General features: G+C 61.0%; 14 protein-coding genes. 12 read left to right on the plus strand and 2 right to left on the minus strand.

Translation table 11 applies throughout. From position 1 onward, the window contains the following. Positions 1 to 3: 3 nt before the first annotated feature. The 12 genes from F7R06_RS25460 to F7R06_RS25510 all read left to right on the plus strand — a co-directional run bounded on the left by F7R06_RS25460 (position 4) and on the right by F7R06_RS25510 (position 13,226). Positions 4 to 1,062, plus strand: coding sequence for an acyl-CoA dehydrogenase family protein (locus tag F7R06_RS25460; protein WP_090323619.1), 1,059 nt, complete (start codon positions 4 to 6; stop codon positions 1,060 to 1,062). Positions 1,063 to 1,065: 3 nt separating this feature from the next. Continuing rightward, positions 1,066 to 2,217, plus strand: coding sequence for an acetyl-CoA C-acetyltransferase (locus F7R06_RS25465; protein ID WP_090323617.1), 1,152 nt, complete (start codon positions 1,066 to 1,068; stop codon positions 2,215 to 2,217). Between the two features lie 61 nt (positions 2,218 to 2,278). Further along, a complete protein-coding gene (locus F7R06_RS25470; RefSeq protein ID WP_090323616.1) occupies positions 2,279 to 3,157 on the plus strand; it encodes an SDR family oxidoreductase in 879 nt (292 codons plus the stop codon). A 181-nt stretch (positions 3,158 to 3,338) separates the two neighbouring features. Then, positions 3,339 to 4,124 carry an SDR family oxidoreductase gene (locus tag F7R06_RS25475; RefSeq protein WP_090323614.1) on the plus strand — a complete coding sequence of 262 codons (786 nt, stop codon included), beginning with the start codon at positions 3,339 to 3,341 and terminating at the stop codon, positions 4,122 to 4,124. 10 nt (positions 4,125 to 4,134) lie between these two features. Beyond that, positions 4,135 to 4,605: a MaoC family dehydratase gene (locus F7R06_RS25480; protein WP_090323613.1), complete on the plus strand. Its 471-nt coding sequence runs from the start codon at positions 4,135 to 4,137 to the stop codon at positions 4,603 to 4,605. A 7-nt stretch (positions 4,606 to 4,612) separates the two neighbouring features. Further along, the gene (locus F7R06_RS25485; RefSeq protein ID WP_090323611.1) at positions 4,613 to 5,821 is read left to right on the plus strand and encodes an acetyl-CoA C-acyltransferase; all 1,209 of its coding nucleotides are present in this window, start codon (positions 4,613 to 4,615) and stop codon (positions 5,819 to 5,821) included. A gap of 76 nt (positions 5,822 to 5,897) precedes the next feature. Beyond that, positions 5,898 to 7,100 carry a helix-turn-helix transcriptional regulator gene (locus F7R06_RS25490; RefSeq protein ID WP_090323609.1) on the plus strand — a complete coding sequence of 401 codons (1,203 nt, stop codon included), beginning with the start codon at positions 5,898 to 5,900 and terminating at the stop codon, positions 7,098 to 7,100. A gap of 101 nt (positions 7,101 to 7,201) precedes the next feature. Then, positions 7,202 to 8,578, plus strand: coding sequence for a DUF1329 domain-containing protein (locus tag F7R06_RS25495; RefSeq protein WP_090323608.1), 1,377 nt, complete (start codon positions 7,202 to 7,204; stop codon positions 8,576 to 8,578). Positions 8,579 to 8,754: 176 nt separating this feature from the next. Next, positions 8,755 to 9,795: a 3-ketosteroid-9-alpha-monooxygenase, oxygenase component gene (locus F7R06_RS25500; protein ID WP_090323606.1), complete on the plus strand. Its 1,041-nt coding sequence runs from the start codon at positions 8,755 to 8,757 to the stop codon at positions 9,793 to 9,795. Positions 9,796 to 9,906: 111 nt separating this feature from the next. Continuing rightward, positions 9,907 to 10,080 carry a hypothetical protein gene (locus F7R06_RS30810; protein ID WP_162842376.1) on the plus strand — a complete coding sequence of 58 codons (174 nt, stop codon included), beginning with the start codon at positions 9,907 to 9,909 and terminating at the stop codon, positions 10,078 to 10,080. Between the two features lie 135 nt (positions 10,081 to 10,215). Continuing rightward, complete coding sequence (locus tag F7R06_RS25505; protein WP_090323604.1) at positions 10,216 to 12,255, plus strand: NADPH-dependent 2,4-dienoyl-CoA reductase; 2,040 nt, start codon at positions 10,216 to 10,218, stop codon at positions 12,253 to 12,255. A 44-nt stretch (positions 12,256 to 12,299) separates the two neighbouring features. Next, the gene (locus F7R06_RS25510; protein ID WP_090323602.1) at positions 12,300 to 13,226 is read left to right on the plus strand and encodes a 1-aminocyclopropane-1-carboxylate deaminase/D-cysteine desulfhydrase; all 927 of its coding nucleotides are present in this window, start codon (positions 12,300 to 12,302) and stop codon (positions 13,224 to 13,226) included. A gap of 55 nt (positions 13,227 to 13,281) precedes the next feature. On the opposite strand, the gene F7R06_RS25515 is transcribed toward F7R06_RS25510, so the two are convergent. After that, entirely contained in the window at positions 13,282 to 13,842 is a 561-nt protein-coding gene (locus tag F7R06_RS25515) for a cytochrome b (RefSeq protein WP_090327442.1), read from the minus strand. A 181-nt stretch (positions 13,843 to 14,023) separates the two neighbouring features. Further along, positions 14,024 to 14,851 (minus strand): phosphonoacetaldehyde hydrolase, encoded by an 828-nt coding sequence (gene phnX, locus F7R06_RS25520; RefSeq protein WP_090323600.1) that lies wholly within the window; start codon positions 14,849 to 14,851, stop codon positions 14,024 to 14,026. Positions 14,852 to 14,931 lie beyond the last annotated feature (80 nt).

Below are 14,931 nucleotides of genomic sequence, written 5' to 3' on the forward strand. Positions count from 1 at the left end.
CCCATGGACTTCACTTTTAACGATGACCAGTTGGCGTTCCGCGAAGCCATCAGTCGTTTCCTGATGACCGAAGCCGCCCCGGAAATGCTCCGGGAAATCTGGGAGACCGATATCGGGCGCTCCCGGGACTTGCGCAACAAGATCGCCGAACAGGGGCTGACCGCCTTGTCGGTGCCCGAAGCCGAAGGTGGCATTGGCATGGACGATGTGACCTGGGCGCTGATGACCCAGGAGCTGGGTTACTACGCCATTCCCGACTCATTGGCCGACACCGCCTATGTCGCCACCGGCTTGCTCGCCGGCCTGCCTGCGCAGCATCCCGCCCGTGCCGACCTGCTACCACGGATTGCCGATGGCAGCTTGCGGATGGCGATCAGTCATCCGGTCAATGCCTTGGTCAGCGACGCGCAACTGGCCGAAGTGTTGATTCTTGTCGATGGCGATGAGATCCATGTGGTGCCGCGTTCCGAGGTCAAGGTGGACAACCGCCTGAGCATCGATGCGTCGCGACGTCTTGGTCAGGTGACCTGGACCCCATCGCTGTCGACCTGCATTGCCAGTGGCGAACAGGGCCGCGCCTTGCAGGCGCAATTGCTGGACCGTGGCGCACTGTCGGTGGCCGGGCAACTGCTGGGTCTGGCGCAGCGCATGCTCGATCTGTCGGTGGACTATGTGGCCCAGCGCAAACAATTCGGCAAGCCGATTGGCAGCTTCCAGGCGGTCAAGCATCACCTGGCCGATGTCGCCCGTTACATCGAACAGGCCAAGCCGGTGCTGTATCGCGCCGCCCATGCTCTGGCCCGGGGCGATGTCAACGCTGGCGTGCGGGTTTCGCAAGCACGCCTGGCGGCCAATGAGGCGAGCTGGATCGCTGCCCGCAAAGGCATCCAGGTGCACGGTGCGATGGGGTACACCTGGGAAGTGGATTTGCAGATGTTCATGAAGCGCGCCTGGGCCCTTGATTCGTCCTGGGGCGACCGCGGCTTGCATAAAACCCGTGTCAGCGACTACCTGTTCGCCGACGCCACCGGCCTGGGGCCGGGGCATACTTTCGAGGAATGAGTCATGGCACAGGCCTACATTGTTGATGCATTGCGCAGTCCCACCGGCAAGCGCAAAGGCGCCTTGAGCGAAGTTCACGCGATTGACCTGGGTGCCCATGTGCTCAAGGCGCTGGTAGAGCGCAATGTGATTCCCGCCGAGGACTACGACGACGTGATATTCGGTTGCGTCGACACCATCGGCTCCCAGGCGGGTGACATCGCCCGCACCAGTTGGCTGGCCGCCGGCTTGCCGCTGACGGTGCCCGGCACTACGGTGGATCGCCAGTGTGGTTCGTCGCAACAGGCGCTGCACTTCGCCGCGCAGGCGGTGATGAGCGGTACCCAGGATGTAGTCGCGGTGGGCGGGGTGCAGACCATGACCCAGATCCCGATTTCCTCGGCGATGCTGGCCGGTCAACCTCTGGGTTTTACAGACCCGTTCTCGGGGAGTGTTGGCTGGCGCGCGCGGTTTGGCCAGCAGCCAGTGAACCAGTTCTACGCCGCCCAACGCATTGCCGATCACTGGCAGATCAGCCGCGAGCAAATGGAAGCGTTTGCCCTGCAAAGCCACGAACGCGCACTGGCGGCCATTGCCAGTGGCCGGTTTGCCCGGGAAATCGTGACTTGCCAGGGGCTGTCGGTGGATCAAACCCCACGTCAGAGCAGCATGGCGAAGATGGCCGAATTGCAGCCCGTGGACCCACAGTTCCCGTCGATCACGGCTGCCGTATCGAGTCAGACCTGCGACGCCTCGGCGGCACTGCTGGTGGTCTCCGAGGCGGCGCTCAAACGCTACGACCTGACGCCACGGGCGCGGATTCATCACTTGACAGTGCTCGGTGACGATCCGATCTGGCACCTCACCGCACCGATTGCGGCTACCCGCCGGGCCTTGGCCAGGAGCGGGCTGAGCATGGCCGACATCGACCGGGTCGAGATCAACGAAGCCTTTGCTTCGGTGGTCATGGCCTGGGCCAAGGAACTGGATTACGACCCGGCGCGCACCAACGTCAATGGCGGTGCGATTGCCCTGGGCCATCCGTTGGGCGCTACCGGCGCACGACTGATGACCACGCTGCTGAACGAACTGGAATACAGCGGTGGTCGCTACGGCTTGCAAACCATGTGCGAAGGCGGTGGCCAGGCCAACGTGACCATCATCGAACGCCTGTAATTTTTTCATCCGGGCCGCCGCTTCCGGCGCGCGGCCATCCAACCTTTTCAAGGAGTCAAACATGGCTATGTGTGCAGATCGCACCGTGATCATCACCGGGGCCGGCGGCGGACTCGGTCGCGCCTACGCCCTGGCGTTCGCCGCGCAAGGAGCCAATGTGGTGGTCAACGATATCCGCGCCGAGGCTGCAGAAGACGTGGCGGGCGAGATTCGCGCCAACGGCGGCCAGGCCATTGCCAACAGCGACGACATCACCACCCTGGACACCGCACAGCGCATCGTCGATGCGGCGTTGGCGGCATTCGGCGAAGTGCATGTGCTGATCAATAACGCCGGAATATTGCGCGACCGCATGTTTATCAGCCTTAGTGAAGAAGACTGGGACATGGTCATGCGCGTCCACCTCAAGGGGCATTATTGCCTGGCCAACATCCTCGGTCGCCGCTGGCGTGACCTGGCCAAGGCAGGTACGCCGGTGGATGCCAGGATTATCAACACCAGTTCCGGCGCCGGCCTTCAGGGCTCGGTGGGGCAGTCGAATTATTCGGCGGCCAAAGGCGGCATCGCGTCGCTGACCCTGGTGCAAGCGGCGGAACTGGCCCGCTATGGTGTTACCGCCAACGCGCTGGCGCCGGCGGCACGGACCTCGATGACCGAGAGCGCCATGCCCGACATGGTGAAAAAGCCCGAGGACGGCAGCTTCGACGCCTGGGCCGCAGAAAACGTCGCGCCGTTGGTGGTATGGCTGGGTAGCTCGGCGTCGGCCCACGTCAGCGGGCAGATCTTCGAAAGCCAGGGCGGGCGAATCTCCCTGGGCGACGGCTGGCGCACGGGCATTACCTGCGACAAAGGCGCGTTGTGGCGGGTTGAAGAAATCGGTACGGCAGTGGATGCGATCCTCGCTCGAGCGCCCAAGGCGCAGAAAGTCTGGGGGACTTGAGGCCCCCCGAGGCATACCTGGATTGGGACCGCCCACCCACACCCTGCAGGAGCGAGCCAGCTCCTGCACAGGTACGGGTCCTCACCTTTCGTGGCTGGCCTTTCTACCCCATTTTGACGATGTGCCCGCGCAGCCCCCCCCGTACAACTACAGCGTATTGATTTCTTCGGAGGTAAACGCTGTGAAACAAGCCCCCCCTTATGTTCCCGGTCATCAATTGCTGGCCGGCAAGTCGGTATTGATTACCGCTGCCGCAGGTGTCGGTATCGGTTATTCGGCAGCCCGGCGCAGTGCCGAGGAGGGTTGCCGGGCACTGATGATTTCTGACGTGCATGCGCGTCGCCTGGAGGAGGCGGTGGAGCGTCTCAAGGCCGAGACCGGGTTAAAGGCGATTTTTGGCCAGCTGTGCAATGTCACTGTCGAAGGCGAAGTCCAGGCCCTGGTGGCTGCAGCCGAAGAGGCGCTGGGCGGGGTCGATGTGCTGATCAACAACGCGGGCCTGGGCGGCCAGAAGCGTGTGGTGGAAATGAGCGACGAAGAATGGCTACGGGTGCTGGATGTGACCTTGACCGGCACCTTCCGCATGACCCGGGCGATGCTGCCGCACATGCAGCGCCGTGGCGCCGGGGCCATCGTCAATAACGCCTCGGTGCTGGGTTGGCGGGCGCAGAAGGAACAGGCCCACTACGCCGCCGCCAAGGCCGGGGTAATGGCGCTGACGCGTTGCAGCGCATTGGAAGCCGCCGAGTTCGGCGTACGCATCAACGCGGTGTCGCCATCGATTGCCCTGCACGAGTTTCTCAAGAAAGCCTCCAGCGACGAATTGCTCGCCAGCCTCGCCGGACGCGAGGCGTTCGGGCGCGCCGCCGAAGTCTGGGAAGTGGCCAACGTGATGATGTTCCTGGCCAGTGACTACGCCTCCTACATGGTTGGCGAAGTGCTGTCCGTCAGTTCGCAACAAGCTTGAGGATGCATTCATGAGTCACGTTTTCAGCACTGCTCAAGCGCTGCTTGCGGCCGAAGGCCTGGACTTGGGCCATACACAATGGCTGACCATCGACCAGCAACGCATCGATCTGTTCGCCGAAGCCACCAGCGATCACCAGTGGATTCATGTCGATCCGGTGCGTGCTGCCAGTGGTCCTTTCGGCGCCTGCATTGCCCACGGCTACCTGACCCAATCCCTGGCCAATCTGTTCATGCCGCAGTTGTTGATCCTCGAAAACATGGCCATGGGCGTCAATTACGGCAGTGACCGGGTGCGCTTCCCGGCGCCGGTCAAGGTCGATTCGCGGGTGCGCGGCAGCGGCCAGATCCTGCGCGCGGAACCATTGGGCGACGCCGTGCAACTGGTCGTGCGCATGACCATGGAAGTCGAGGGCCAGGCGCGCCCTGGCTGCGTGATCGACACCATTAGTCGCTACACCTTCAACCCCATTTCCGAGTGAGTTCCTCATGGACCTGAATGAAGTCGTTATCGTCGCCACCGCCCGTACCGCGCTGGCCAAATCGTTTCGCGGATCGTTCAACGATACCGAGGCCCCGGTGTTGGGTGGCCATGTGGTACGCGCAGTCGTCGAGCGTGCCGGCATCGAGCCTGAGGCTGTCGAGGATGTGATCATGGGTGCGGCGGTGCAGCAGGGCACCCAGGCCTACAATATCGGTCGGCTCTGCGCCTACACCGGTGGCTTGCCGGACAGCGTACCGGGCATGGCGCTGGACCGCATGTGCGCCTCGGGCCTGATGAGTATCGGCGTGGCAGCCAAGGGCATCATGACCGGGGAAATGAGCATCGCCATCGGCGGCGGCGTGGAATCCCTGTCGTTGACCCAGACCAGACACAAGAACAGCTACCGCGCCCAATCCGAAGCTGTGCTGGAGGTGATGCCCAGCGCCTATATCCCGATGATTGAAACCGCTGAAATCGTATCCCGCCGCTATGACATCAGCCGCGCCGCCCAGGATGAGTATTCATTGCAAAGCCAGCTGCGCACTGCCGCCGCACAACGGGATGGCCTGTTCGATGAAGAAATTGTCGGCTTGAGCGTGGACAAACTATTGTTTGCCGCCGATGGCCAGCCCAATGGCCATGAGCGCGTGCAGGTCCTGCGTGACGAGTGCAACCGGCCCAATACCCGCCTCGAAGACCTTGCGGGATTGAAACCCGTATGGAAGGACGGCAAATGGATTGAGCAGGGTGAGTTCGTCACCGCTGGCAATGCCTCGCAGTTCTCTGACGGTGCCGCGGCCAGCTTGCTGATGAGTCGTGCCGAGGCCAGGCGTCGCGGCTTGACTCCACTGGGCATTTACCGGGGCATTGCCGTGGGCGGCTGTGCACCGGAGGAAATGGGCATCGGCCCGGTGATCGCGATTCCCAAGCTGCTCAAGCGCTTTGGTCTGGGCGTTGCGGATATCGGTCTGTGGGAGATCAACGAGGCCTTCGCCAGCCAGGTGTTGCATTGCCGTGATGCGCTGAACATTCCGGCGGAGCGTCTGAACGTCAATGGCGGTGCAATTGCCATCGGTCACCCTTTCGGTATGTCTGGCGCGCGAATGGTGGGCCATGCGTTACTCGAAGGCCGGCGGCGTGGTGTGCGCTACGTGGTGATTGCCATGTGCATCGGTGGCGGCATGGGCGCCGCCGGTCTGTTCGAACTGCCATGAGGCTGGCGGGGCGCCACCGCCGTCTTGTTTGAATCCATGAGGGCCCGTCAATCGGGCCCTTTGCTGGAGAATGGTTATGCAAAGTTGTATGCCCAATGCACAGGTCCTGGCGCAAATGGGCCTGGAGCTGGCCGAGTACGAACGGATCATTGGCAACATCTATGATTCGGCGATAGACACCCGCTGTATGAATGATGCGTTGCGCAAGTTGCGAGCCTTGTTCAAGGCCAATTTCGTGACCTTGATTCTGCGGGTCCAGGATGAACCGCTGCTATCGCCGATGATGGTCGCGGGCGATATTGAACTCGGGGAGGGCGGTGTCAACCATTACGCCTACTACGCCAAATCCACGCTCTTCGACGGCCTGCCCACCGACACGGTGTTCACGGTCGATGAGTTGATGAGCGAAGCCGAATGGAGCCAATCGGCGTTTTACCTGTTGTATTGCCAACCCTACGGTTGCTACCACATGCTCGGTGCCGATATCCGTATGCCTGATGGCGGCACGGTGCGTTTTCGGATCAATCGACCGCAGGGACAGCCACCTTTCGGTGACATAGAGCGAGCCATGTGCGCCATGTTATTGCCGCATTTACGCCGGGCCTTGCACATGCATTCGCAGCTCGACCGCAGTGAGTCGCTGGGAAGCCTGTATTCGCAGACCATTAGCCGCCTCGCGGTGGCAACTATCGTGCTCGATGAAAACGGCAGTGTGGTGCAACTCAATCCTGTGGCCCGGGAGATTCTCGACAGCCAGGATGGCCTCAAGGTGGTGGGCGGTCGGCTGGAGGCCACTTACCCTAGTGACAATCGGGAATTGGCGCGCCTGGTGCGTAATGCCTTCCAGCGAGCCAGGGAGGGGGCGTGCAAGGGCGTGCAGGTGGCCGAGGCGACAGCGATCTCCCGTCCTTCAGGGCAGGTCAGTCTGGGCGTCGTGGTGGAGTTGATTCCGTCCCAGGAACTGCTCGAAGGCAGCGGTAAGCCCACAGTCGTGGTGTATGTGCGCGATGCGGTGAGCAAGTCGCTGGTGAGCACGGTGCTGACTTCGCAACTGTATAACTTGACCCCGGCGGAAACCGGCTTGGCCCTGGAGCTGGCCAACGGTCTGTCGCTGGAGGAAGCCTCTGAACTCCTGAATATTCGTCGCAATACCGCACGAGCACACCTGCGCTCGATTTTTTCCAAGACCGGTGTGCGGCGCCAGACGGAGCTGGTGCGGATCATGCTCAACAGTGTGGTTGCGCTGGGCGCGCCGCAGCCGGCAGCATCCCGGCTGTAATACGGTTTTGCGCAAAAATGCGTTAGTCCGTGCGGACGATGCTTGCGGGCTCCTGACCTGTCGATACTGGGCAACCGTTGTCGAACCTAAGGAGAATAAAAATGACCGGCAGTTATCAGTCCCCTGGCTGGGCCTTGGCGTTGTTATTGGGATGCTGTGCCGTCGGCACGGTGAATGCTGCCCCGGAGGACGTCGCGCGCCTGGGCATGGACCTGACTTGCCTGGGTGCGGAAAAGGCCGGCAATGCTGACGGCAGTATTCCAGCCTTCAGCGGCAAATGGCTGGGCGTACCGCCCCATGTTGATTTCAAGGGCACTGGCAACCATCCAGTGGACCCGTACCCTGACGAAAAACCGCTGTTCGTCATTACCGCGCAGAACGTCGCGCAATACAGCGACTACCTGTCCGACGGGCAAAAAGCCTTGTTCAAGCTGTACCCGACCACCTACAAAATGCCGGTCTATCCTACGCACCGGGATTTTCGGATGGACGACGCGGTCTGCAAAGCCACTCGCGAGAACGCCAGCATTGCGCGCCTGGTGGATGAAGGTGAAGGGGTGGTGGGCAAAACCGGTGGCACACCCTTTCCGGTGCCGCGCAGCGGCCTGGAATTGTTGAAGAATGCCTCGACCTTTACCTTGCGTGCCTGGACCGAGGAGTACACATCCGACAACGCCTATGTGCTCAAGGACGGCAACATCAACTGGGGCCGCGTGCATTCGCGCAACCTGGCGCCGTCGCTGGAACCGGGCAAAATTGGCGATACCTCTGGCAACTCGTCGTTCTATCTCAACGAAACCCTGCTACCGCAGCGGGACAAGGGCGAGATCAATACCGGCACCGAGTTCTGGAATGACAAGACCGAACCACGCCAGGCCTGGCGTTACGATCCGGGCACACGACGTGTGCGTCAATCGCCGGGGTATGGATTCGACATGTCCTTCCCTGGCAGTGGTGGCTCGATCACCGTAGACGAGGTGCGCCTGTTCAATGGTTCGGGGCAGCGTTATGACTGGAAGATCGTCGGCAAGCGCGAGATGTTCATTCCCTACGACACCTATCGCTTGCATGCGGCCAACCTCAAGTACGCCGATCTGTTGACCCCGGGCCACATCAACCCGGATGCCATGCGCTATGAGCGCCACCGGGTCTGGGAACTGGAAGGCACCCTCAAGCCGGGTTATCGCCATCTTTATGGCAAGCGCAAGTTGTACATAGATGAAGACACCTGGTTCCCGATGCTGGCCGACAACTACGACAACCGTGGCGAGCTGTGGCGCACCTCGATGCTCAACTTTTTCTACGCCTATGAAACCCGGAGATTGCAAGCGGGCGTGGGTCTGTATCACGACCTCAATGCCGGTAGCTATCTGGCGTTCAACCTGATCAACGAGCAGCGCAACGGCTACATGTTGAACAAGCCCGGATTCAATCCCAAGGATTTCGGCCCAGAGGCCGCTCGCCGCTTCGGCCAGTAACCGTGAAGCAGGGTGCCCATTGTGAAGGGGCGTGCGCTGAGAGTGGATCGCGTTTGATCTAGTCCAATTGAACGATGCTGTTCTTGCGCGGCTGCCCAATGATGTTCGACATGGGATCACCCTGTATTTCTTAGGGGTTTGACTGCCCCGAAGTCTGCAATCGAGGAACAATAACAATGACCAAACTCGCTGAAATCAACATCGAGAACGCCCAGCGTACCCACCGTTACGCGCGCGGCTGGCACTGCCTGGGCAATGCCGACGATTACCGTGATGGCAAGCCCCATACCCTGGAGGTCTTTGGCTCCCGCCTGGTGGCCTTCGCCGACAGCCGGGGCGCCATCAGCATTCTGGATGCCTATTGCCCGCACATGGGCGCCGACTTGTCCCAGGGCACGGTCGAGGGCGACAAGTTGGTGTGCCCGTTCCACCACTGGAAGTACGACACCGGCGGAAAATGCGTGGAGATCCCCTACTGCAAGCGCATTCCACCCAAGGCCAAGACCCGAAGCTGGTTGACCTGTGAGGAAAACAACCTGTTGTTCGTCTGGAACAACCCCGAAGGCCGTCCGCCGAAAGACGGCGTGGTGATTCCGCACCTGCCCGAGATGGACGATCCGGACTGGATTCATGACTGGAACATCGACACCATGCACATCGAAACCAACCCACGGGAGTTGGTCGATAACCTTGTGGATGCCCAGCATTTCGGGCCAGTACACGGTACGCCAACCAAGTACTTTGCCAACATCTTCGAAGGCCACATTGGCCATCAGATTTTCCATGGTGATTCCGAGCGCCTGGGCGGTGACCTCATTGCGCCATCGGCCTACTACGGTCCGGCGACCCACTTCACGCAGATCAGCTCGATGTTCGGTGACGTACGCATCCACGCCATTCTGCTCAACAGCCATGTGCCGGTGACACCAAACAGCTTCGACTTGCGTTTTGGCTGCATGGTCAAGCGCGTGCCTGGCTGGACTGAAGAGCAAAACCTGGAGGTGGCCAGGGCTTATGTCCAGGGCAACCGCGATTCGTTCTATCAGGACGTGGTGATCTGGAAGCACAAGATCCGTATCGACAAGCCAGTGCTGGCCGAAACCGATGGCCCGGTCTATCAGCTACGCGAGTGGTACGAGCAGTTCTTCACCGATGAGGATGATGTACCCGCATTCATGGCGCAGCGTCGCGAGTTCATTACCGTCGACGAACGCTGACAGGGGAAAAAGCGCGTCTTCGAGTGGCCAGTGCTTGTCACTCGAAGGCGTGGTTCATCAGGGCTATGCCTCCCATCGGCATCACTGCAAAAGGTCACGAGAGCAATGACAATGAAAATAAAAAGCCTTTTTGCCTATTTCGCTCCTTTGTCAATCCTGTTTTTCCTGGCGTTGACCGTGCTGGCTTCGGTGCCACCGGAGCCAGCCAGCGTCAAGGCCTGCAAGCAATACGCGAGTTGCATCGCCATGAGTTCGAACGTGCCCAATTGGCTCAATCTTCGCTAGCCTGAAGGAAGTGCTCGTTTTGATCATTAAGTTGTTAGTTTCGGTCATTGAGTGACCCTTGGAGTACTCATAGTCTGTAAGCCATGACAGAGGGGCGCCAAAGAGCGTCCTCACTTTTCCGTGATGGAGTTACCGATGACCGCCGCTCATTACCCGCACCTGTTGGCCCCGCTGGACCTGGGTTTCACCACATTGCGCAACCGCACCCTGATGGGCTCGATGCACACAGGTCTTGAGGAAAAGCCCGGTGGTTTCGAGCGCATGGCGGCGTACTTCGCCGAACGTGCCCGTGGTGGCGTCGGTCTGATGGTCACCGGTGGCATCGGTCCGAACGACGAGGGCGGGGTGTATTCCGGTGCGGCCAAGCTGACCACCGAAGAAGAAGCGCTCAAGCACCGGATCGTGACGCGTGCGGTGCACGAGGCGGGTGGCAAGATCTGCATGCAGATCCTTCACGCCGGCCGTTATGCCTACAGCCCCAAACAGGTCGCGCCGAGCGCCATTCAGGCGCCGATCAACCCGTTCAAGCCCAAAGAGCTCGACGAGGAAGGCATCGAGAAGCAGATCCGCGATTTCGTCACCTGTTCGACCCTGGCGCAACAGGCCGAATACGACGGCGTTGAAATCATGGGCTCCGAAGGTTATTTCATTAACCAGTTCCTCGCTGCCCACACCAACCATCGTACAGACCGCTGGGGCGGCAGCTACGAAAACCGCATGCGCTTGCCAGTGGAGATCGTCCGTCGGGTGCGTGAAGCGGTTGGGCCCAACTTCATCATCATTTTCCGCCTGTCCATGCTCGACCTGGTGGAAGGTGGCAGCACCTGGGAAGAAATCGTGCAGTTGGCCAAGGCCATCGAGCAGGCCGGTGCGACCATCATCAACACCGGGATCGGCTGGCACGAAGCGCGGATTCCGACCATTGCCACCAAGGTCCCGCGTGCGGCGTTCAGCAAGGTCACGGCCAAGCTGCGTGGTTCGGTGAACATTCCGCTGATTACCACCAACCGCATCAACACCCCGGAAGTCGCGGAGCAGATTCTGGCCGAGGGCGATGCCGACATGGTCTCGATGGCGCGGCCGTTCCTCGCCGACCCGGATTTCGTCAACAAGGCGGCTGAAGGGCGCGCCGACGAGATCAACACCTGTATCGGTTGCAACCAGGCGTGCCTGGATCACACCTTCGGCGGCAAATTGACCAGTTGCCTGGTCAACCCGCGTGCCTGCCACGAAACGGAACTCAACTATGTGCCAGTCAAGCAGATCAAGAAAATCGCCGTGGTCGGCGCCGGTCCTGCGGGTTTGTCCGCCGCGACTGTAGCGGCCGAGCGTGGCCATCAAGTGACGCTGTTCGATTCGGCCAGCGAAATCGGCGGCCAGTTCAACGTTGCCAAGCGCGTGCCGGGCAAGGAAGAGTTCTACGAGACCCTGCGTTACTTCAACCGCAAGTTGCATACCACCAACGTTGAGCTGTGCCTGAACACCCGCGTGGATGTGGCAAGACTGGTCGAGGGTGGTTACGACGAGATCATCCTGGCGACCGGCATTGCGCCAAGAACCCCGGCGATTCAAGGCGTCGAGAACGCCAAGGTCCTGAGTTACCTGGACGTGCTCCTTGAGCGCAAGCCAGTGGGCAAGCGTGTCGCGGTGATCGGCGCCGGTGGCATCGGTTTCGATGTGTCGGAATTCCTCGTTCACCAGGGTGTGTCCACCAGCCAGGATCGCGATGAGTTCTGGAAAGAGTGGGGCATTGACACGCACCTGGAAGCGCGTGGCGGCGTCGCTGGCATCAAGGCCGCACCCCATGCACCGGCCCGTGAAGTGTTCCTGCTGCAACGCAAGAAATCCAAGGTCGGTGACGGCCTGGGCAAAACCACCGGCTGGATTCACCGCACCGGTCTAAAGAACAAGCAGGTGCAGATGCTCAACAGTGTCGAATACCTGAAGATCGACGACCAAGGCCTGCATATCCGCATCGGCGAAAGCGGCGAGCCGCAAGTGCTGCCGGTGGACAATGTGGTGATCTGCGCCGGGCAGGACCCGCTGCGTGAGCTGCAGGAAGGCCTGGTGGCGGCGGGGCAGAACGTGCACTTGATTGGCGGTGCGGACGTCGCGGCGGAGCTGGATGCCAAGCGGGCGATCAATCAGGGTTCGCGGTTGGCCGCTGAGTTGTAATCGCAGCTGCTAAGATGCCGGCTCTTTACCCTGGGCCGGCATCAATGCTTTCTCCTCCTGCAAACTGGCTACCCCAAGCCCCCCTTGAACCGCTGCAACTCGACTGGCTCGGCGCAGCCAGAATCGAAGTCGCCATCCTGCGCCTGGATCAGATCGACCCGCTGATCAGCGGCAACAAATGGTTCAAGCTCATCGAACACCTCAATGCCGCTGACCGAGCGGGTGCCGAGGGCATCATCAGCCTCGGCGGCGCGCACTCCAATCACCTCCACGCACTGGCCGCCGCCGGCAAACGCCTGGGTTTTGCCACGGTCGGCCTGCTGCGCGGACATCCTCAGCAAACGCCCACCGTGAAAGACTTGCAGGCGTTCGGCATGCAGTTGCACTGGCTCGGTTACGGTGGCTATCGCGCGCGGCATGAAGCGGGTTTCTGGCAGCCGTGGCAATCCCGATACCCGACATTGCATCCCGTTCCGGAGGGCGGCGGCGGTTTGCCCGGCGCGCGGGGCTGCATGCAGTTAAGGGCGCAGGTCTCTGCGCAACTGGCCAGTATCGGCTGGAGCGGCTACGACGGTTGGTGGCTGGCCTGCGGAACGGGCACGACCCTGGCCGGCCTGGTGCTGGCCGAAGCGGGGGCTCATCCGGTTTACGGTGCGCTGGCGGTGCCCGACGATCACGGCGTGGCGCAGCAGGTCGAGAGGATCGTTGAGGAAGCGGGTGAAACCAGAGCGCTTTATGAACTGTTCGACGCCAGTCGTGGCGGGTTTGCCCGCGTCGATCCGGCGTTGCTTGAATTCATCGAAAAGACCGAGAACGCCAGCGGCATTCCCCTGGAACCGCTGTACACGGGTAAGGCGATGCTGGCGCTCAAGCAGCAAGTCGAAGCGGGCAAGTTTGCGCCCGGGACGCGACTGATCTTCATCCACACCGGCGGCTTGCAGGGCCTGCGAGGCTTCGGTTCACAACATTGAAGGGTATTGAAACAAGTGTGGGAACAAGCTTGCTCCCACATTCAGGCGTTGGGTCTCAGGAATCGCCGCTCACCCGTTTGGGCATCATCCGCAGCAAGGTGTTATCGCCTACCACATAGTGGTGATAAAGCCCGGCCACCGCATGCAGGCCAATCAGCCAATAGCCGATGGTGGCACCGAGTTCATGCCAGCCCTGAATCTGTTTGGCCAGTGCCTTGTCTTCGCCGACCAGCATGGGCAGGTCGATGCCGTAGAACATCACTTGATTGCCTTTGGCACTGGTGACCAGCCAGCCGAGCATCGGCATGGCGATCATGAAGATGTACAGCGCCCAGTGCATCAGCCTGGCCATTACCGTCTGCCACCGAGGGGAGGCCGGGAAGATTTGCGGCGCCGGGCCCAGGCTGCGAGCAAACAAACGCAACCAGACCAGAACGAACACGGTCAGGCCGAGCATGTAGTGCAATTCCACGATCAGCGTCCGACCGCCACTGCCCTTGGGGAAAATACCGCGAAATTCTATGCTGGCGTAAACCAGTGCCAGCAGGACCAGCATCAACCAATGCAACGCGATCGATACAGTGCTGTAGCGCGATTCGGAGTTTTTCCACGGCATTCGGTGTTCCTCACAGGTCTGGTCAAGCCACCGTTCTTGATTGGCGGTGTGCATTAACTGTAATCCTGTTTCAGCGGATTTGCCTGTGGCGATCAGTCGCCGGATGCCCTGGTTCAGGTAATTGACAGTAAAAAGCGCCAGTTCCGTTCAGGCACTGGCGCTGTTTGTGCAGGCGTGGCAATCAGTGGGTTTGAGGCATCTCACCGTTGGCCAGACGCTTGTTGATGTCAGCGATCACGGCCGGCAAGTCAGTGATGGTGTCGATCATGTAATGCGGGCGCGAGCCTTCGAACAGCGCGTGGATACGCTTGCGTTCGCTGTCCAGTTCGTCGCTGGGCAAGGCGCGATAACCTTCGTAGTCCAGACCCAGGGCGTTGCCCGAACAGATGAGCGCGACGGTCCACATGCCGGCGCGACGACCTTCGAGAATACCCGGCACCGTGTCGTCGATCTTCACGCAGGCGGCAACGTCATCGATGCCCAGGGCAATCACGTTCGCCAGTGCCTGTGCCGGCCATGGGCGGCCGTTCGGTACTTCGTCGGTGGCGACCACGTGATCGGCCACGTACCCGTTGGTGGCGGCCAGTTCGACCACCTTGTCCATGACCTGTTTCGGGTAGCCGGAGCACGAGCCGATCTTGATCCCTTGTTGGCGCAGGTTGGCGATGGTGTCCAGGGCGCCCGGGATCAGTGCCGAATGCTCGGCGATTTTCTCGATCTGCAGCGGCATGAAGCGTTCGTAGATGGCGGTCACATCGTCGTCGGTGGGCGTGCGGCCAAACACGTTGCGGTAGCGCTCGGCGACTTCCGGCTGATTGCACAAAGTGCGGATGTGGTCCCACTTGCCCATGCCCATGGGGCCACGGGCTTCGTCGATGGACACCTGGACGTCGAACTCGGCGAAGGCTTCGACAAAGATCTGCGTCGGCGCGAAAGAACCGAAATCGACCACGGTGCCGGCCCAGTCGAGGATGGCGGCCTGGAGTTTGTTTGGATTGGTGTAGTTCATGGTGATCAAGTCCTGTGGCAACTGGCTAATAGGGGCGATGCGGTTACTGTGGGAGCGAGCCTGCTCGCGATGAGGCCCTG

It is taken from the genome of Pseudomonas moorei (genome assembly GCF_008801475.1).
GTDB lineage: Bacteria > Pseudomonadota > Gammaproteobacteria > Pseudomonadales > Pseudomonadaceae > Aquipseudomonas > Aquipseudomonas moorei.

Excerpts from the sequence above, each read along its gene's own strand:
- F7R06_RS25500 (WP_090323606.1), top strand. The coding sequence starts at position 8,755 with ATGACCAAACTCGCTGAAATCAACATCGAGAACGCCCAGCGTACCCAC.
- F7R06_RS25510 (WP_090323602.1), top strand. The coding sequence starts at position 12,300 with ATGCTTTCTCCTCCTGCAAACTGGCTACCCCAAGCCCCCCTTGAACCG.
- F7R06_RS25460 (WP_090323619.1), top strand. The coding sequence starts at position 4 with ATGGACTTCACTTTTAACGATGACCAGTTGGCGTTCCGCGAAGCCATC.
- phnX (WP_090323600.1), bottom strand. The coding sequence starts at position 14,851 with ATGAACTACACCAATCCAAACAAACTCCAGGCCGCCATCCTCGACTGG.
- F7R06_RS25505 (WP_090323604.1), top strand. The coding sequence starts at position 10,216 with ATGACCGCCGCTCATTACCCGCACCTGTTGGCCCCGCTGGACCTGGGT.
- F7R06_RS25495 (WP_090323608.1), top strand. The coding sequence starts at position 7,202 with ATGACCGGCAGTTATCAGTCCCCTGGCTGGGCCTTGGCGTTGTTATTG.
- F7R06_RS25470 (WP_090323616.1), top strand. The coding sequence starts at position 2,279 with ATGGCTATGTGTGCAGATCGCACCGTGATCATCACCGGGGCCGGCGGC.
- F7R06_RS25490 (WP_090323609.1), top strand. The coding sequence starts at position 5,898 with ATGCAAAGTTGTATGCCCAATGCACAGGTCCTGGCGCAAATGGGCCTG.
- F7R06_RS25465 (WP_090323617.1), top strand. The coding sequence starts at position 1,066 with ATGGCACAGGCCTACATTGTTGATGCATTGCGCAGTCCCACCGGCAAG.
- F7R06_RS30810 (WP_162842376.1), top strand. The coding sequence starts at position 9,907 with ATGAAAATAAAAAGCCTTTTTGCCTATTTCGCTCCTTTGTCAATCCTG.
- F7R06_RS25485 (WP_090323611.1), top strand. The coding sequence starts at position 4,613 with ATGGACCTGAATGAAGTCGTTATCGTCGCCACCGCCCGTACCGCGCTG.
- F7R06_RS25480 (WP_090323613.1), top strand. The coding sequence starts at position 4,135 with ATGAGTCACGTTTTCAGCACTGCTCAAGCGCTGCTTGCGGCCGAAGGC.
- F7R06_RS25515 (WP_090327442.1), bottom strand. The coding sequence starts at position 13,842 with ATGCCGTGGAAAAACTCCGAATCGCGCTACAGCACTGTATCGATCGCG.